This window comes from Sphingobium sp. DEHP117 (genome assembly GCF_030867385.1).
In the GTDB taxonomy this organism is placed as follows: domain Bacteria; phylum Pseudomonadota; class Alphaproteobacteria; order Sphingomonadales; family Sphingomonadaceae; genus Sphingobium.
Genome location: NZ_JAPFBJ010000001.1, coordinates 93,934 through 111,309 on the forward strand (window position 1 = coordinate 93,934; position 17,376 = coordinate 111,309).

At 62.4% G+C, this 17,376-nt stretch carries 21 protein-coding genes, 1 tRNA gene and 1 pseudogene; 15 read left to right on the forward strand and 8 right to left on the reverse strand.

Going from position 1 to position 17,376, the window contains the following annotated elements; genetic code table 11:
* Window positions 1-6: 6 nt before the first annotated feature.
* From acpS to pyrE, 3 genes are all read right to left on the reverse strand, one after another.
* Window positions 7-417 (reverse strand): holo-ACP synthase, encoded by a 411-nt coding sequence (gene acpS, locus OOT33_RS00480; protein ID WP_307748007.1) that lies wholly within the window; start codon window positions 415-417, stop codon window positions 7-9.
* A gap of 304 nt (window positions 418-721) precedes the next feature.
* Window positions 722-1,456 (reverse strand): pyridoxine 5'-phosphate synthase, encoded by a 735-nt coding sequence (locus tag OOT33_RS00485; protein ID WP_307748008.1) that lies wholly within the window; start codon window positions 1,454-1,456, stop codon window positions 722-724.
* A complete protein-coding gene (gene pyrE, locus OOT33_RS00490; protein WP_307748009.1) occupies window positions 1,456-2,043 on the reverse strand; it encodes an orotate phosphoribosyltransferase in 588 nt (195 codons plus the stop codon). Before pyrE ends, OOT33_RS00485 begins: the two co-directional genes overlap by 1 nt.
* A 192-nt stretch (window positions 2,044-2,235) precedes the next feature.
* Here pyrE and coxB point away from each other — a divergent pair, with 192 nt between their 5' ends.
* From coxB to OOT33_RS00545, 11 genes are all read left to right on the forward strand, one after another.
* Window positions 2,236-3,237 carry a cytochrome c oxidase subunit II gene (gene coxB / locus OOT33_RS00495; protein WP_307748010.1) on the forward strand — a complete coding sequence of 334 codons (1,002 nt, stop codon included), beginning with the start codon at window positions 2,236-2,238 and terminating at the stop codon, window positions 3,235-3,237.
* 17 nt (window positions 3,238-3,254) lie between these two features.
* Window positions 3,255-4,934, forward strand: coding sequence for a cytochrome c oxidase subunit I (ctaD, locus tag OOT33_RS00500; RefSeq protein ID WP_307748011.1), 1,680 nt, complete (start codon window positions 3,255-3,257; stop codon window positions 4,932-4,934).
* Between the two features lie 94 nt (window positions 4,935-5,028).
* A complete protein-coding gene (locus tag OOT33_RS00505; protein WP_307749255.1) occupies window positions 5,029-5,943 on the forward strand; it encodes a heme o synthase in 915 nt (304 codons plus the stop codon).
* Complete coding sequence (locus OOT33_RS00510) at window positions 5,940-6,089, forward strand: hypothetical protein (protein WP_307748012.1); 150 nt, start codon at window positions 5,940-5,942, stop codon at window positions 6,087-6,089. The genes OOT33_RS00505 and OOT33_RS00510 overlap by 4 nt, the downstream gene beginning before the upstream one ends.
* A gap of 6 nt (window positions 6,090-6,095) precedes the next feature.
* A complete protein-coding gene (locus OOT33_RS00515) occupies window positions 6,096-6,677 on the forward strand; it encodes a cytochrome c oxidase assembly protein (protein WP_307748013.1) in 582 nt (193 codons plus the stop codon).
* A 42-nt stretch (window positions 6,678-6,719) separates the two neighbouring features.
* A complete protein-coding gene (locus OOT33_RS00520; protein WP_307748014.1) occupies window positions 6,720-7,550 on the forward strand; it encodes a cytochrome c oxidase subunit 3 in 831 nt (276 codons plus the stop codon).
* Between the two features lie 22 nt (window positions 7,551-7,572).
* Window positions 7,573-7,977 (forward strand): DUF983 domain-containing protein, encoded by a 405-nt coding sequence (locus OOT33_RS00525; protein ID WP_307748015.1) that lies wholly within the window; start codon window positions 7,573-7,575, stop codon window positions 7,975-7,977.
* On the forward strand, window positions 7,974-8,627 hold the full coding sequence (locus tag OOT33_RS00530; RefSeq protein ID WP_307748016.1) for an SURF1 family cytochrome oxidase biogenesis protein: 654 nt from the start codon (window positions 7,974-7,976) through the stop codon (window positions 8,625-8,627). The genes OOT33_RS00525 and OOT33_RS00530 overlap by 4 nt, the downstream gene beginning before the upstream one ends.
* A 40-nt stretch (window positions 8,628-8,667) precedes the next feature.
* Complete coding sequence (thrC, locus tag OOT33_RS00535; RefSeq protein ID WP_307748017.1) at window positions 8,668-10,071, forward strand: threonine synthase; 1,404 nt, start codon at window positions 8,668-8,670, stop codon at window positions 10,069-10,071.
* Window positions 10,068-10,940, forward strand: coding sequence for a class I SAM-dependent methyltransferase (locus OOT33_RS00540; RefSeq protein WP_307748018.1), 873 nt, complete (start codon window positions 10,068-10,070; stop codon window positions 10,938-10,940). Before thrC ends, OOT33_RS00540 begins: the two co-directional genes overlap by 4 nt.
* Window positions 10,941-11,118: 178 nt before the next feature.
* The gene (locus tag OOT33_RS00545; protein WP_307748019.1) at window positions 11,119-12,000 is read left to right on the forward strand and encodes an OmpA family protein; all 882 of its coding nucleotides are present in this window, start codon (window positions 11,119-11,121) and stop codon (window positions 11,998-12,000) included.
* A 46-nt stretch (window positions 12,001-12,046) separates the two neighbouring features.
* Here the strand turns inward: OOT33_RS00545 and OOT33_RS00550 are convergent, their stop codons facing one another.
* Genes OOT33_RS00550 through OOT33_RS00560 form a run of 3 tightly spaced genes read right to left on the reverse strand, consistent with a single transcriptional unit; the run spans window position 12,047 to window position 13,898 of the window.
* The gene (locus OOT33_RS00550; RefSeq protein ID WP_307748021.1) at window positions 12,047-12,676 is read right to left on the reverse strand and encodes a heme exporter protein CcmB; all 630 of its coding nucleotides are present in this window, start codon (window positions 12,674-12,676) and stop codon (window positions 12,047-12,049) included.
* A gap of 17 nt (window positions 12,677-12,693) precedes the next feature.
* Window positions 12,694-13,281 (reverse strand): heme ABC exporter ATP-binding protein CcmA, encoded by a 588-nt coding sequence (ccmA, locus tag OOT33_RS00555; protein WP_307748022.1) that lies wholly within the window; start codon window positions 13,279-13,281, stop codon window positions 12,694-12,696.
* Window positions 13,281-13,898: a DNA-3-methyladenine glycosylase 2 family protein gene (locus OOT33_RS00560; RefSeq protein WP_307748023.1), complete on the reverse strand. Its 618-nt coding sequence runs from the start codon at window positions 13,896-13,898 to the stop codon at window positions 13,281-13,283. Before OOT33_RS00560 ends, ccmA begins: the two co-directional genes overlap by 1 nt.
* Window positions 13,899-13,999: 101 nt before the next feature.
* Here OOT33_RS00560 and OOT33_RS00565 point away from each other — a divergent pair, with 101 nt between their 5' ends.
* Window positions 14,000-14,317 (forward strand): 2Fe-2S iron-sulfur cluster-binding protein, encoded by a 318-nt coding sequence (locus OOT33_RS00565; RefSeq protein WP_307748024.1) that lies wholly within the window; start codon window positions 14,000-14,002, stop codon window positions 14,315-14,317.
* Window positions 14,318-14,384: 67 nt separating this feature from the next.
* Here OOT33_RS00565 and OOT33_RS00570 read toward each other — a convergent pair.
* A tRNA-Gly gene (locus OOT33_RS00570) sits at window positions 14,385-14,458 on the reverse strand.
* Window positions 14,459-14,810: 352 nt separating this feature from the next.
* On the opposite strand from OOT33_RS00570, the gene OOT33_RS00575 reads away from it, so the two are divergent.
* Genes OOT33_RS00575 through OOT33_RS00585 form a run of 3 tightly spaced genes read left to right on the forward strand, consistent with a single transcriptional unit; the run spans window position 14,811 to window position 17,155 of the window.
* Window positions 14,811-15,167, forward strand: a complete 357-nt coding sequence (locus OOT33_RS00575; protein ID WP_307748025.1) for a hypothetical protein — start codon at window positions 14,811-14,813, stop codon at window positions 15,165-15,167.
* Complete coding sequence (locus OOT33_RS00580) at window positions 15,067-16,578, forward strand: DNA methyltransferase (RefSeq protein WP_307748026.1); 1,512 nt, start codon at window positions 15,067-15,069, stop codon at window positions 16,576-16,578. Before OOT33_RS00575 ends, OOT33_RS00580 begins: the two co-directional genes overlap by 101 nt.
* Window positions 16,571-17,155 carry a DUF5681 domain-containing protein gene (locus tag OOT33_RS00585; protein WP_307748027.1) on the forward strand — a complete coding sequence of 195 codons (585 nt, stop codon included), beginning with the start codon at window positions 16,571-16,573 and terminating at the stop codon, window positions 17,153-17,155. Before OOT33_RS00580 ends, OOT33_RS00585 begins: the two co-directional genes overlap by 8 nt.
* Before the next feature lie 111 nt (window positions 17,156-17,266).
* Here the strand turns inward: OOT33_RS00585 and OOT33_RS17830 are convergent.
* Window positions 17,267-17,374: pseudogene (locus tag OOT33_RS17830) on the reverse strand (PEPxxWA-CTERM sorting domain-containing protein); the annotation flags it as partial.
* Window positions 17,375-17,376: the final 2 nt, after the last annotated feature.

Sequence of the window (17,376 nt, forward strand, 5' to 3'; positions counted from 1 at the left end):
TTTCGTTCACGCGGCGGCATCCGGCACCGCCTCCAGGATCACAAACGCCTGCGCGAATGGATGATCGTCGGTGAGCGTAAGATGAACGCGCATCTTGTGGCCGGGCGGGGTCATAGCCGCGAGGCGCGCGGCGGCGCCGTTGGTCAGCTCCAGCGTCGGCGCGCCCGAGGGAGCGTTCACCACGCCGATGTCGCGCATATAGACGCCGTGGTTGAACCCGGTGCCTATCGCCTTGGAGAAGGCCTCCTTGGCGGCGAAGCGTTTAGCGAGCGTGCCAGCCTTGGTGAAGGGGCGTTTGGCCGCCTTGGCCCGTTCAGTCGCGGTAAAGACCCGCAGTTCAAACCGCTCGCCATGCCGCTCCAGTACCTTGGCGAGGCGGTCTATGTTGCAGAGGTCGGAGCCGAGGCCGATGATCATTTCAGTACCAATAAAACATAAATAATCCAGATTATTACTGGAGAAAACGCTATGACTGGTGCTGATAAGACGATGATGGATCTAGAGACCATTTCACTACGCCAAAGTGATCGTCCTATAGCAATAAGTGCAACTTCAAAGATCGGGCTAAATATGGCTAATGGCCGCCAGATACGAGCAACCTCAGGATTCCATAGCCCGTAAAGCGCATAAACACATAGATATAGACATATTAATAGTACGACTAGGTTTGCAATCAGGAGCAAAGGATGGGCTTTCCGCGCAATCCACTGCTTGGTGATACTCATCGCGCGGCGCCCATATGTGCGCGCATCGTTCGGATTGCATCTGCGAAGCCGGTGAAGATCGCCTCGCCCACGAGGAAGTGGCCGATGTTGAGCTCGCGGATCTGCGGTATGGCCGCAACCGGTCCGACATTGTCGAAAGTCAGGCCGTGGCCCGCATGCGGCTCGATCCCGTTGCGCGCGGCGAGGGCTGCGGCTTCGGAGATGCGGCGCAGTTCATCAGCGCGGGGCTGGCCATCGAGATGGGCGTAGCGCCCGGTGTGAAACTCCACCACCGGCGCGCCGAGGCGGATCGCGGCGTCAATCTGCGCCACGTCAGGCTCGATGAACAGCGAGACGCGCACGCCCGCCTGCCCAAGCGCCTGCACCATCGGCGCGAGCGCATCGAACTGACGCGCGGCGTCCAGCCCGCCCTCGGTCGTGCGCTCTTCGCGCTTTTCCGGGACGATGCAAGCGGCATGCGGCTTGTGACGCAGGGCGATTTCCAGCATCTCTTCCGTCGCCGCCATTTCGAGATTGAGCGGTACGGTGAGCGCGGCCATCAGGCTGGCGATATCCTCGTCTCGGATATGGCGGCGGTCTTCACGCAGGTGCGCCGTGATGCCGTCCGCGCCTGCCTCCACCGCCATCAGGGCGGCGCGGACCGGATCCGGATGGTCGCCGCCGCGCGCGTTGCGGATCGTCGCCACATGGTCGATGTTGACGCCGAGGCGCAGAGGGAGCGGCGTGGCCACTAGGCGGCGTTTTTCCGGCTGCCGGGCTTGGTCGCAGGGGTGGCGGCCAGCTCCGGCGGGAGCGCGGCGGCGTCATAAACCGGGAAGTTGAGGGATACGAGCGGGTAGAAGGGCACACCCAGCTCCGCCTCGCCTGCCGAACGATCGACCAGCGCAGCTTCGGCCAGCACAATGCCTCCCTCGGCGCGCACCGCATTCATCGCCTCACGCGAGGACAGGCCTGTCGTGACCACATCCTCAACCAGCAGCACCTTCTGCCCCGGCTCAATCGCAAAGCCGCGCCGCAGCGTGAACGTGCCTTCCGGCCGCTCAAGGAAAATCGCGTCGACGCCCAGCGCGCGGCCCATCTCGTGGCCGATGATCAGGCCGCCCATGGCAGGAGACACGACCAGATCGATCTCGGCCTTGAGGTCACGCGGGAGCTTTTGCGCCAGCGCGAGTGCCAGGCGGCCCGCACGCTCCGCGCTCATCAACACGCGCGCGCATTGCAGATAAAAGGCGCTGTGCTTGCCCGACGAGAGTATGAAATGCCCCTCCAGCAGCGCGTCGGCCGCGCGAAATTCCGCCAGTATCGCGTCGTCAGTCATTACCCAAGAATCCGTTTCCTTTTCCGCGGTGCAGATAGGGGGGTTGGGCGGCTCTTGCAACCTTGAACAAAAAGCCGTTTTGCGGCTTGAGCCTACCGGAAACCATGCCTATAAGCCCGCCAGTTACGTCCCTGCGACGATGCGTTGCGGTAGAGGGGGCAAGGCCTAAGGGGAACGGGGTATTATACGCCTATGAATATCGTGAAATCATTGCTTGCGGCGGGATTGCTGGCATTGGTGCCGGCGGTGGCCATAACACAGCAGGCCATTGCCCAGGATGCCGCCGCGCCGGTCGCGGCCCCGGCCGAATCGGCTGCCGTCCCCGCGGACAGTGCCGCCAACGCCGCTGCCCCAGCCGCTGAAACGGTTGCCGCGCCCGAGCGCATGAAGCCGACACCGGGAATCGGCATGCCCCAGCCGGGCGAATATAAGATTCAGGAGCAGTTCAGCCCCACAGGGCGCCAGGCGCTGTGGATGCATAATAATCTTCTGCTGCCTGTCATCACGGTGATTTCGCTGTTCGTGCTGGGCCTGATGCTTTTCATCATGGTCCGCTTCCGCCGCGCGGCAAACCCCAATCCTTCCAAGACCTCGCACAACACGCTGATCGAGATCATCTGGACCGTTGTGCCGGTCTTGATCCTTGTCGTGATCGCGGTGCCGTCGATCAGCCTGATCGCCGAACAGTACAAGCCCGCGCCAAAGGATGCGCTGACAGTCAAGATCACAGGCTACCAGTGGTACTGGGGTTACGAATTCCCCGATCAGGGCATTCCGGAATATGTTTCCAACATTCTGCCGCCCGAAAAGGCGCTCGAGAATGGCGAACCAAATCTGCTGGCTGTCGACAACCGCCTGGTGCTTCCTGTCGGGCGCCCGATCAAGCTCATCATCACCGGCGCGGATGTGATCCACAGCTTCGCGGTGCCCGCGCTCTGGTTCAAGCTGGACGCCGTACCCGGGCGGCTCAACGAGCGCGCGATCATGATCGAGAAGCCGGGCGTCTATTACGGCCAGTGCTCGGAACTGTGCGGCATCAAGCATGGCTTCATGCCGATCGCTATCGAGGCGCGCCCTGAGGCGGAGTGGGAGCAGTGGGTCCGCTCGCAGGGCGGCGACCCCAAGGGCAAGGCTGGCGCTGCCGCCGCCACGACTGCCGCCGCACCGGCGCCTGCCGCGCCCGCCAAGATTTGATATAAGGGTCTCTCATCATGACGACGATTGCAGCAGACGCACATGGTCACGCACATGACCATCACGACGCGGACCACAAGCCGGCGTTTTTTGCCCGCTGGTTCATGTCCACCAACCACAAGGACATCGGCACGCTGTACCTGATCTTCGCGATCATCGCGGGGATCATCGGCGGCGGCATCTCGGGCCTGATGCGCGCCGAGCTCGCGCAGCCCGGTATTCAGTATCTCCAGACCTGGGCGCAGATGATGGAAGGCCCAGACGCCGACATTACCAAGGCCTATCATCTGTGGAACGTGCTTATCACCGCGCACGGCCTCATCATGGTGTTCTTCATGGTGATGCCCGCAATCATCGGCGGTTTCGGCAACTGGTTCGTGCCGATCATGATCGGCGCGCCGGACATGGCGTTTCCGCGCATGAACAATATCAGCTTCTGGCTGCTGATCCCCGCATTCCTGCTGCTCCTCGGCTCGACGTTCGTGCCCGGCGGCGCGGGCAATGGCGCTGGCACAGGCTGGACGGTCTACGCCCCGCTCTCGACCAGCGGCTCGCCCGGACCGGCTGTGGATATGGCGATCCTCTCGCTCCACCTTGCGGGCGCCAGCTCGATTCTGGGTGCGATCAACTTCATCACCACCATCTTCAACATGCGCGCGCCAGGCATGACCCTGCACAAAATGCCGCTGTTCGTCTGGTCGGTGCTCGTCACCGCCTTCCTGCTGCTGCTCGCGCTCCCCGTGCTCGCCGCGGCGATCACGATGCTGCTGACCGATCGCAACTTCGGCACGGTGTTCTACGACGGCCTGAAGGGTGGCGATCCGGAGCTGTATCAGCATCTGTTCTGGTTCTTTGGCCACCCCGAAGTATACATCATGATTCTGCCGGGCTTCGGCATCGTCAGCCAGATCGTCTCGACTTTCAGCCGCAAGCCGGTGTTCGGTTATCTCGGCATGGCCTATGCGATGGTGGCGATCGGCGTGGTTGGCTTCGTCGTGTGGGCGCACCACATGTACACCACCGGCATGAGCGTGAACGTGAAGATGTATTTCACCGCTGCGACGATGGTGATCGCGGTGCCGACCGGCGTGAAGATCTTCTCATGGATCGCGACAATGTGGGGCGGCTCGCTCAGCTTCAAGACGCCGATGGTTTGGGCGCTTGGCTTCATCTTCATGTTCACCGTGGGCGGCGTCACCGGCGTGGTGCTCGCAAACGGCGGCGTGGATGACGTGATGCACGACACCTATTATGTCGTCGCGCACTTCCACTATGTGCTCTCGCTCGGCGCGGTGTTCTCGCTCTTCGCGGGGTTCTATTACTGGTTCCCGAAGATGACCGGCCGCATGTATAGCGAGGTGCTGGGCCAGCTGCACTTCTGGATCTTCTTCATCGGCGTGAACGTGCTGTTCTTCCCGATGCACTTCCTCGGCCTGTCGGGCATGCCGCGTCGCTATCCCGATTATCCGGAGGCATTCGCCTATTGGAACAAGATCGCCAGCCATGGATATGAGATCATGTCGGTCGGCGTGCTGATCTGGTTCGTGAACATCATCTGGTCGTTGACGGCTGGACGTAAGGCGGAAGGCAACCCCTGGGGTGATGGTGCGACGACGCTGGAATGGACGCTATCCAGCCCGCCGCCCTACCACCAGTTTGAAACCCTGCCCGTGATAGAGGATAGCGCGCACCACTAAGCGCGCGCAGCAGGGACAGTTGAGTGCGGGGGCGGGCTTGGAACAGCTCGCCCTCTGCCGTACTTCTCTTTGCCCCCGGAGTGGCGCAATGACCATGACGACCATGACCGCGACGACGAACCCAGCCATTCTCACCGCCGACTGGCGCGATTTCGTCGCGCTGACCAAGCCGCGCGTGATGACGCTGGTCGTGTTCACCGGCCTGTGCGGTCTGCTGGCCGCGCCTGGGAAAATCCACCCGATACTGGCCTTCACTGCGATCCTCTGCATCACGTTAGGGGCCGGCGCTGCCGCAGCGCTCAACCAGTGGGTGGAGGCAGACAGCGACGGCCTGATGAAGCGCACCGCTGCCCGCCCCCTTCCTGCCGGACGGATGGAGCGACAGTCCGCGCTGCATTTCGGCGTAGGCCTTTCCTTCTTCTCGGTGATCCTGATGGGCCTCGCGCTCAACTGGTTCGCGGCGACGATCCTCGCCGTCTCGATCCTCTTTTATGTTTTTGTCTATACGATCTGGCTCAAGCCGCGCACTGCGCAGAACATCGTGATCGGTGGCGCGGCGGGCGCTTTTCCGCCGGTGATCGGCTGGGCGGCGGTGACGGGTGACGTTTCGGCGCTGCCGATCGCGCTCTTCTGCCTGATCTTTTTCTGGACGCCGCCGCATTTCTGGGCGCTCGCGCTCTATGTGCGGCCCGATTACGCCGCCGCCGGGATTCCGATGTTGCCCGTGGTCGCGGGGGAGCGCGAAACGCGCCGTCAGATCTGGGGTTATACGGCAATCATGGCGGTGGCTGCATTTGCGCCGGTCCTGCTGCGGCTGACCGGCGCGCTCTATGGTACCGTTGCGCTGGCGGCGACTTTGGTGTTCGCCGTGCTGGCGTTTCGCGTATTCAGCTCGCTGGAGCTGGAGCCCGCGAAGATGAGGGCGGAGCGCGCGCTGTTCCGCTATTCCATCCTTTATCTTTTTATTCTGTTCGGCGCGATCGTGGTAGACTGCTGGATTGTCGTATGAGCGCGGATGACAGCAAGCCGCAGCTCGATGAGCCGCAGATCCGCGCCCGCCAGCAGGCTCGCGCCAAGGTGATGGCGCTGGCACTGGCGGCGTTTGTGATCCTTGTCTTCGCAATTTCCATCGTAAAGATGACGGGTAAGGGCTAGTCTCTCATGGCACAGTCAGCGGTCGCAGCATTTGATAGCCCTGTTCAGGCGAAGATCCGCCGCACCGCGATCATGGCGCTTTCCATCGCGCTGGGCGCGTTCGGCCTCGGTTTCGCATCGGTACCGCTCTACCGGTATTTCTGCCAGGTTACCGGCTTTGGCGGGACTACTCAGCGGGCCGAGGCGGACACAGGCGTGAAGCCAGTGCCGGGCAAAACCATGTCGGTACGCTTCGATTCGAACGTGGCATCCGGCATGCCATGGCAGTTCCGGCCGGAACACACCACGCAGACGGTGCAGATCGGGGCACGCTCGTTCACCACTTTCATAGCGAAGAACATGAGCGACAAGCCGATTACGGGTTCGGCAGTTTTCAACGTAACGCCGACCCAGTCAGGCGCTTATTTCACCAAGATTCAGTGCTTCTGCTTCACGGAGCAGACGCTTCAGCCGGGGCAGGAAGTGCGGATGCCGGTGATCTATTATGTAGACCCGAAGATCCTCGATGATCCGGACAACAAGGATACGCAGCAGATTACCTTGAGCTACACATTCAATCCTGTTGAGCCGAGCGAAAAGCGGAGCTAAGGACGTTTCAACCCATTATCTGGTGAACAGGGAAGAGAGCATATGGCAGGCGCCAAGAACCACGATTATCATATTCTCCCGCCGAGCATCTGGCCGCTCATGGGCTCTATGTCGGCGCTCGCTTTGGCGATGGGCGGCATCATGTGGATGCACCCGGAGCAGATGGGCAATGCCGGCGCCGCCGTGTTCTACCTGGGCCTCGCGGGCGTGCTCGCCACCATGTTCTTCTGGTGGACGGACGTCGTGAAGGAGGCCCATGCGGGCGATCATACGCCGGTGGTTTCGCTCCACCTGCGATACGGGATGATCCTGTTCATCGCCTCGGAGGTGATGTTCTTTGTCGGCTGGTTCTGGGCATTTTTTGATTTCTCGCTCTTCCCCTCCGCGCTCGAACCGATCGAGGGGCTGTTCCCATCCAAGGATATCGAGGTTCTCAACGCATTCGAGCTGCCGCTGCTCAATACGCTGATCCTGCTGTGCTCGGGCACGACGGTGACATGGGCGCACCACTCGCTGATCCATGGCGACCGGGAGGGCCTCAAAAAGGGCCTGCTTGCGACCATCCTGCTCGGCATGCTGTTCACCAGCATCCAGGCCTATGAATATGTCCACGCCCCGTTCGCCTTTGGTGAGACGCCTTATGGCTCTGCCTTTTATATGGCGACCGGTTTTCATGGCTTCCACGTGCTGGTCGGCACGATCTTTCTGATCGTCTGCCTTGTGCGCGCCAACAAGGGTCATTTCACGCCCCGTCAGCATTTCGGCTTCGAAGCCGCTGCGTGGTATTGGCACTTCGTCGACGTGGTGTGGCTGTTCCTCTTCGCTGCCATCTATGTGTGGGGCGGATGGGGCGCGCCGGTTCACGGCGGCTGATAGCTATGGGACCGGGCGCGCGATGACCGATCAGGCGACGCCGCCCGCCCCGCTGCTCCTGGCATCTGCAAAGGGTCTGTGCCCGCGATGCGGCGCTCAGACCCTTTTTGTTTCGCCGGTACGCTTTGCCGACGGCTGCCGCATGTGCGGCCTCGACTATCGCCAGTTTAATGTCGGCGACGGCCCGGCCGCGTTTTTGACGCTGATCGTCGGCGGGCTGATCCTGGGCCTTGCGCTGGCGCTGGAGTTTAGCGTGCACCCGCCGCTGGTCGTCCATCTGCTGCTGTGGCCGGTGCTGACCGTTGCCTGCGTGGTTGGCTCGCTAAGGGTGGCGAAGGCGATGCTGCTCACACTCGAATACAAGAACAAGGCGGCGGAAGGCGTGCTGGCGAAACCCGCCGACCCGCGCGACGGCGGGGACGCATGACGCGCTGGCTGCCCCGCGCATGGCCGCTGCTCCCGACGCTGCTGGTCCTCGCTGCCGTCGCAGCGATGATCATGCTGGGTGTTTGGCAGCTGAAACGCGCCGGACAGAAAGAGGCGCTGATCGCCGAGGTGCGTCATAACCCCGCGTTGGCGCCGCGCTCCTTTCCCGCCGTTGGCCCTGTCACGCCGGAGGTGACCTTCCGCCGGTCTTCGCTGCATTGTCTGCGCGTGGTCGGGTGGCAGGTGGAGGCCGGCCGCGCGGCGGATGGCTCGGCAGGCTTCCGCTACATCGCCCGGTGCACCACCGGGGCGGAAGGGCAGGGGGCGCTGGTGGCGCTCGGTATCGGGGGCAGGCCGGATATGAAGCCCGGCTGGGCTGGCGGCAACATCGAAGGCTGGATCAGCAAGGAGCCGGATCACCGCTCTCTCATCCAGCAGCTTACAGGGCCGGAGGTGGTGCTGCGCCCAATGCTGGTGGCCGCGGCCTCGCCAGTAGCGGAGCTGAAGCCCACCGCATTGCCGAGCCCCGACGACATTCCCAACAACCACCGCAGCTATGCCGTTCAGTGGTTCCTGTTTGCCGCCGTCGCGTTCGTCATATACGTGCTGGCTCTCAAGCGCCGCGAAACCAGAGCCGGGGCGGACTCTTAATTCTTGCCCGATCAGGCGCGCCACGCTAGGCCGCTGCCCCATGAAATATATCAGCACACGCGGTAGCGCACCGGCGCTGGACTTCGAGAATGTGACGCTCGCCGGTCTCGCAACCGATGGTGGTCTTTATGTGCCGGAGAGCTGGCCGACCTTCTCCGCCGACGAGATCCGCGCGATGGCCGGCCTGTCTTATGTCGAGACGGCAGTGCGCGTGATGCTGCCGTTCGTGGCCGGATCGCTGACCGAGGACGAACTGCGCGAGCTGTGCACCGCCGCCTATGGCCGCTTCGCCCACAAGGCAGTCACGCCGCTGGTGCAGCTCGACCATCGCCAGTGGCTGCTGGAACTGTTCCATGGCCCGACGCTCGCCTTCAAGGACGTGGCGCTGCAGCTGCTGGGTCTGTTGTTCGAGACGTTTCTCGCCCGGCGCGAGGACCGTATCACGATTGTCGGTGCGACATCGGGCGACACAGGCTCCGCAGCGATCGACGCGGTGGCGGGGCGCGACAAGATCGACATCTTCATGCTGCACCCGCATGGGCGAGTATCGGACGTGCAGCGCCGCCAGATGACGACCGTGCTGGCGCCCAATGTCCATAACATTGCGATAGACGGCAGCTTTGACGATGCGCAGGCGCTGGTAAAGGCGATGTTCAACGATGCGGACTTCCGCGCGAAGCACAATCTTTCCGCCGTCAACAGCATCAACTGGGCACGGTTGATGGCGCAGGTCGTCTATTATTTCTACGCCGCCGTGCGGCTGGGCGCGCCGGAACGCGAGGTGGCTTTCTCGGTGCCGACCGGCAATTTCGGCGACGTGTTCGCCGGCCATGTCGCGGCACGCATGGGTCTGCCTGTGGCGCGCCTCATCGTCGCCACCAATGTGAATGACATTCTCCACCGCGCGCTGGCCGACGGCGACTACAGCCAGGGGCAGGTGGTGCCGACCGCGACGCCGAGCATGGACATTCAGGTGAGCAGCAACTTCGAGCGGCTGCTGTTCGATGTCGGCGGGCGGGACGGGCTGGCGCTGGCCGAGCAGATGTGCGGGTTCGAGACGAGCAAGGCGATGCGCCTCACCAATGCGCAGCGGGAAGGGGCCTCGAAGCTCTTCACCTCGCATCGTGTCGATTCGGATGGCATGAACCTCGCGTTGCGCTGGGCCTATGAGGCCGCCTGCCAGGTGATCGACCCGCACAGCGCGATAGGTCTGGCGGCGGCGCTGGCGGCGGATGACCTCCCGGCCGATGTGCCGGTAGTGACACTCGCGACTGCCCATGCCGCGAAGTTCCGCGATGCGGTGGAGCGCGCTACGAGCGTGCGGCCTTCGATGCCGGCACGAGTCGGTACGCTGTTCGACCGCGAGGAGGCATATACGCGCCTTCCCGCGACCTATGAGGCCGTCACCGCCCACATCGCGGGCCTCGCCACCGCACGGCAGTGAACCTCTCCACGCTCATCGGCGAACCGTGGGCCGACTATGGCCTGATAGACAGCGGTCATGGGCGCAAGCTGGAGCGCTATGGCCCCTATCGCTTTATCCGGCCCGAGCCGCAGGCGCTGTGGGCGCCCGCCTCGCCGGACTGGAAGGCCCATGCAGAGTTCGTGCCCGGTTCGGATGAGGAGGGCGGCGGCCGCTGGTACTGGGAGGATCGCAGCCTACCGCAAAGCTGGCCGCTCGCGTGGAGGGAGGTAAGCTTTGCCGCCTCGTGCACGCCGTTCCGCCATCTCGGTTTCTTCCCGGATATGGCGCCGGTGTGGGACTGGATGCGTGGGCGCCTTGAAGGCATGGAAAGCCCCGCCGCGATGAACCTGTTCGGCTATACCGGCGTCGGCACGCTTGCGCTCGCGGCGAGCGGCGCGCAGATGGTGCATGTCGACGCGTCCAAAAAGTCCGTGGCGGCAGCCCGCGAGAATGCGGCGCTCTCCGGGTTGGCGGACGCCCCCGTGCGCTGGATCACGGACGATGCGCAAAAGTTTGTTGCACGCGAAGTACGGCGCGGGCGGCGCTATGACGGTATCATCCTCGACCCGCCCAAATATGGCCGCGGGCCGGATGGCGAAGTATGGCGGCTGGAGGAGCATCTCGCGCCGCTGGTGGCCGATTGCCGCAGGCTGCTGGATGCCGACAGCCGCTTTCTATTCCTCACTGTCTATGCGGTGCGCATGTCCGCGCTCGCCATCGGTGAGCTGCTGAACCAGATCTTCGCGGACCTGCCCGGCACCATTGAATGTGGAGAGCTGGCCGTGCGCGAGGAAGCGCGCGGGCTGTTGCTCCCCACTGCAATCTGGGCGCGGTGGAGCGGGCGCTAAGCGCGACTACCTCCACAGACAGCCGAAAATACGGCCGATACGCTTATCTTCACTCCGTTCGTCGCACCTTCGGGTCAAACCGTCACCGCACGGTTTATCGCGGCTGGAGCGTTCATTTACGGGAAAGGTTAACGCGAACAGTCGGGGGAGGTCTACAGGAATGGAAGGAGTGTCTCAGATGCATGTACGTTCGAAAAGGTCCCACCTCTTATTACCCCTCGCCGCGCTTGCGCTGCCGGCGTGGGGAGGTCTCTCTGCCCAGCAGCAGGAGCCGGTGGTCGATCCCAACATCATCGTGAACGGCGCGCAGGCGCAAGATCCGGCGCCCGTGATGACCCAGGGGCCGGAGGTCAAAGGCACCATCACCGCGCGCAGCGGTGACAAGATGAAGGTGACTACCGCCGATGGAAACAGCTCTGTCATCACCCTCAACGATGCCACCAAGGTCAAGGCCGCGAGCGGCCTGTTCGGCAGCAGCAAGAAGCTCGGCGCGGAATCGCTGCTCAACGGCATCCCGGTTACCGTGAAGACGATGCAGGCGGCGGACGGGAGCCTCTACGCGAGCCAGATCAGCTTCAAGAATAACGACCTCAAGACCGCCACGATGATCCGCAACGGCACCAATCAGCGCTTTGAGGAACAGGCAGCGGCGACCGAGGCGCTGCGTGGCCGCATGGGTGACATTGACAAGTACAATATCAAGAACACCACGAACGTCTATTTCGACACCGGCAAGGCCGCGCTGTCTCCGCAAGCCAAGGCAGAGCTGTGCGCCGCCGCCACGCAGGCCGAGGGCACCAACAATGCGCTGATGCTGGTCGTCGGTTATACCGACTCGGTCGGAAGCGAGGAATATAATCAGGTGCTGAGCGAGCGGCGCGCTAGCAGCGTCATCAACTACCTTCAGCAGGCATGCCGGTGGAAGCCCTATCGCATGCTGACCCCGACCGGCATGGCCGAGGCCGATCCGCTCGCAAGCAACGATACCGATGAAGGCAAAGCCCAGAATCGCCGGGTGGCGGTGAATATTCTCGTCAGCAAGGGGCTTGACGGGCTGTAATAAAGTCCAAGGGGAGGGCGGGGATCTTCTCCGCCCGGCCCAGCGTCTACTCCCGCCCTGCGCGCATGGCTGCCCCTGCTGCAATCGGCGTGATCGCTACCAGCAGCAGCGATATCGCCGCGAGAAATTTGAGTGCCGCGCCAGACCCCTCGTGCAGAGCGCCGGCGCCGAAGATCAGCAGCGGCACGGCGAGGGGCAGCGCCAGCAGGCCCGATAGCGCGCCCGCGCTGCGCAGGCCCGCCGTGAGGGCGGCCACCAGCACGCCCAGTGCGGCCAGGGCGGGCGTGCCGATCGCCAATCCCGCCTCGAGCCGCATCACTGTGCCCGCATCGAGCTTAAGCAGTGCGGCGGCCGGCAACGCCGCGATCATCAGCGGGGGTCCGAACCCGATCCAGTGAGCCAACATTTTGGCAAGCGCGATACTCTCGTCGGAAATGCCGCGCACGAGATACTGGTCGAACTGGCCGTTTTGCGCATCGGGTGTGATCAATCGATCGATGGGGAGCAGGGCGGCCAGCAACGCTGCGATCCACAGTACGCCGCCGCCGGTAGCGTTCAGCAATCGCGCATCCGGGCCGACCGCGAACGGATAGAGGCTGGCGACCAGCACGAGGAAGATGACCGGCAGCCACAGCCCCCCGCCACCCCAAGCCGCCGCTACGTCCCTTCGAATCATGGGCCACAGCGCGTGCGTCACCTGGTGTGCTCCGCCAGATCAAGCGTGTGGGTGAAGCGGTGGGGCAGGGCAAAGTGCGAAGCGGCAATGATCGCGCCGCCTTGCGCGACATGCGCGTCCATGGCTTGCCCGAGTGCATCGAGCGAGGCGTCGTCCAGCCCGTTACCCGGTTCATCCAGCAACCAGAGCCGAGCGGGCGAAGCGATGGCGCGTGCCAGCACCGCGCGCTTGCGTTGGCCGGTAGATAGCATCCGCACAGGCAGTTTCGCCAGCGCTCCGAGGGCCATGAGCGCGATCGCCTCATCCACCCGCTCTGGCCCGGCGCCATCCAGCCTGGCCCAGAACATGAGGGCATCGCGTAGCGGGCGCTCCTGGTCCAGCGCGGGGCGCTCATCCGCCAGAGCGACACCGCGCTCGTCGTCAAGACATATGCTCCCATAGCGGCAGGGAAGCAGACCACATATCTGCCGGAGCAGGCTGGACTTGCCCACGCCGTTCGGCCCACTCACGCGCAGGCTCTCTCCACCCGCCAATGCGAAGGAGACGCCGGAATAGAGATTCCTTCCGCCCCGGATGCACGCCAGGCCGGACACGTCGACGATCATCAGAGCGTCGCGCCGTTATAATGATGCCAGGCGAGAATCGCTGCCGCGCCGCGGTGCGGCCGCCAGGCTTCCGCGATCGCGCGCAACTCCTTTTCGCTCGGGCGGGCTTCCAAGCCCACCAGCTCGCCAATCGCGATCTGCACGGCCAGATCGCCAGCGGGCCAGATGTCTGCACGCCCCTCTGCGAACAGCAGGTATATCTCGGCCGACCATCTGCCTATGCCTTTTATCCTTACCAGCTCTGCGATCGCTGCTTCATCGTCTTCGGGCAAATTGTGCAGGTCGATCCCTCCCGAGACCACCAGCTCTGCCAGACTGCGGGCATAGCCCTGCTTCTGCCGCGAAAGACCGCAGGCGCGCAGGCCATCATAGTCTTGCGCCAGCAATGTCTCGGGCGGGCACCCTTCGCCCAGCAATGCTTCCAGCCTGTTCCACACCGCCGCCGCCGCCGCCACGCTCACCTGCTGGCCGACAATGGTGCGCAAAAGCGTGTCATAGCCCGTCGCCCGCACGCGCGGCTCCGGATAGCCCAGCCGCTCGATCGCGCGCGCCAGTCCCGGCTCGATCATGCACAGCGCATCTATGCTGCGGTTAAGGGCGGCGGACGTGTGAACCATGGCCAGACTGTTAGCGGCACAAACCGAGCGCCGCCAGCTTGAAATCCTGCCAGAACAGGCTAAGGGGGCTGTGAATGAGAGCCAAGGCTGGAGCAGAGTGAATGGTTAAGCTTGTTGTTGTGAATCGTGCTGGCGAGCAAAGCGAGATCGAGGCCACCGAAGGCACGAGCGTGATGGAGGCTTTGCGCGACAACGGGATGGATGAGCTGCTCGCACTGTGCGGCGGATGCTGCTCCTGCGCCACCTGCCACGTCTATATCGATCCTGCCTTTGCCGGCGCGCTGCCGCCCCGCAGCGAAGACGAAAATGATCTGCTCGACAGCTCTGACCACAAGACGGAACAGAGCCGCCTCTCCTGCCAGGTGCCTGTCACCAGCGCATTGGAAGGCCTGCGCGTCACGATCGCACCGGAAGACTGAGGACTCGGCGGGCAGCTCAGACGCCTTCCCGGCGGGAGAGGTGCTCATCGAACCTTGGATTGGAAGCTGGAGCGGGTGAGGGGAATCGAACCCCCGTCGTAAGCTTGGGAAGCTTCTGCTCTGCCATTGAGCTACACCCGCAATGCAGCGGATTTCCTAGGTTTGCGGCTCGCTGTCAAGCTTCAACGTAAGTTACCGATACCTCGCTGTATTTTGCGGAATTCCCTAAACGCGCAATTTTAGGGAATTCTTCAAAAAAGCGGCTGGTTCAGCTGTTATAATGCCCAGCCATGCTGCTGATTTTGAGCTCGAATTTCGGAGAAATTCCCTGTCGCGTGTTTAGGGAATTTGAACAGGCCTTTAGGGAAGCTGGGGCAGGCTTTAGGGAGAGTTGAACCGGCTTTTAGGCAAGAGGTGCTTTGGTTCGCAGGGAGGGGGGATTGCTTTTCTTGGGGATGGCCAATTAGGCTTGCCGCCAACAGGGAGACTCATCATGTCCGATCCACTTTCCGATACCCCACGTCGCGGTAAGGGCCACCCACCATCGCCGTACCAGTTGGAACGGCTTGCCGTGGCGACAACCCTCGTCAATCAAGGCTGGAGCTTCACTGATGCTGCCGAAGCGGGCGTGACATTCTTGAAGCTGGATCTGGCGACGAAATCCTATGTACTGGACGAAGAAGCCAATGCGCTTATGCCCCAGAAGAAGGCGCGCCGCCGTGTGGCGCTCTATGAGATAAAGCGGAGGTATGCCGAAGAGGCCAAACAGCTTGGCGTGCCTATGCCTTTGGCGTTCAGATCAGAAACGCAGCTCAAATCCGGTCGTCCGAAGAAAAAACGCAGCTCCTGACGATTTTCCTTTAAACATACAAATTTGCTGTACCATTGGTCTGTTCCCATTGATTCTAAGGGGAACAGACATGAGTTTGAAAACAGGTGAACTGAATATATTTCCGAGGCTCGGAGGCAATCTATCGGCGCTGGTGGAGCGCCCGGTTGATGCGCTGAGAGCCCTTTCTGGACATCCCCATAAGTACAGCAACGCGGATGTCGAGCGTGCGAAGGGTGTGGTTGCAAGATTTGGTAACCGCGGGCTGCCGGTGATGATCAATGACGGAGACGGTATTCTGTCGGGTGCCGTTTTCGTCGAAGCGGCACGTGCACTGGGGCGCAAGACGATCCGGGTGATTGTCCAGTCGGGGCTCACCGACACTGAAGCATTGCTGTTTGGTACCGCCATCTCCAAGATCCAGACGCTGGGCAGCTTGGATGGCGAGGCGATGGAGGCTGCGCTTCTCACCTTCGAGCGTGACATCGAGGACTTCTCTGCCGGTGTTATCGGCTTTGCGCCCGGCGAGCTCGATCGCCTGATCGGTGCCAGCACATTCGCAGGGGAAGCCGACAAGATACCCAAATTGCAGACAAAGCCGGTGTCCTGGCCAAGAGCCTTGTGGCAATGCGGGGATCATCTAGTGCTCTGTGGTGATGCGACGTCAGAGAAGGATCTTTATCGTGTCCTCGGCGACGAGAGGATCTCGGTTGCACTCAATGACCCGCCTTTCGGCTGCAAGGTTGACGGCTTTGTCGCGAAGAAAGGCGCGCATCGCGAGTTCGTGCAGGGCTCGGGCGAGATGTCGGACGAGGAGTTACGCGACTTCTTTGCGCGCTTTTGCCAGACCCTCGCCACGGCACTGAAGCCGGGAGCGCTTGTCTATCTGTTCATTGACTGGCGGAGCCTCTTCCTGCTGCAACACGCAGCAGAACCGGTGTTCGGGAAACCGGTGAACCTATGCGTCTGGGCGAAAGACCGGGCTGGCATGGGAAGCTTCTATCGGTCGCAGCATGAGCTGGTGCTGGTTCAGGCGATGTCCGGTGCGTCCCATCGCAACAATATTGAGCTCGGGCGCCATGGTCGGGATCGGTCCAATGTTTGGAACTGGCCTTGTGCGGCGTCGAGCCGGAAAGGGCGCGAAGGTGACATGTTGAAAGGCCATCCCACGCCAAAGCCAGTCGAGATGATCGCGGAAGCCATTATCGACAGCAGCGTGCGTGGCGAGATCGTCTATGATGGCTTTCTGGGTTCGGGCACAACGCTCATCGCGGCCGAGCGCACCCAAAGGATCTTCAGGGGTATGGATCTCGATCCGCTCTATGTCGACCTCGCTGTACGCCGCTGGCAGGACTGGACTGGCAAACAGGCGATCGACATCGACTCCGGGCGGAGCTTCAACGACATCGCGATGGAGGGAGATCATGGCTGATCGCAAGACGGAAGACTATGAGGTCGGCTACAAGAAGCCGCCCAAGCATAGCCAGTTCCTGCCCGGACAGTCCGGCAACAAGCGGCGGCGCAAACCCGAGGAGACGCCGGCGGAAATCGTCGCCCGGGTCCGGGACGAAAGAATGTTGGTCAATGGAAAAAGGATGACGAGGCTGGAATTGGCTGTCACATCGGCGCTCAATCAGACCATTCGCTCCGGCAAGCCGCGCGATGTCGAAGCACTGTTCAAGATCCTCGACCGTTATGGTGCTCTACCGCAAGCCGACGAGGGTCAGCGCGCCAAAGAGGACGCGGAGAAGGTCTATAACAAGATCATGGACATATTCTGTAAGACCAATGATATCTCCCCCGAAGATGAGGCCGAGGTGGAAAGGCTCGAGAAAGAGGAGGCCAAGCTAGTTATGTCCTGTAGCCATTGCGGGCCGGAACTGCGGCGGCAGTGGGGAACAAATGAGCGCAAAGGGCTTGCCGAACGCTATGGCACGACCAGAATCCATAACCAAGTCAAAGACGTCACCACCGAGCCTAAATATCGCAGGATATGGGATATGAAATAGCCTGGACATAATCGTCCGGCGCCTATCGTCGTTACGACTGATGGGTGGCTTCCATCTCAGGTGTGAGTTGGAGGGTTCTCGCGGTGGATTATGTTGGCCTTGACTCCGCAATCAGGAGGTAAGCCGGAGCATCCCGCGCCTGCGCCGCCGCAGCATTCCGCCGATCCCGCCAAATCCCGCGATCATCATGGCCCAGGTGGCGGGCTCGGGGATTGCGCCGG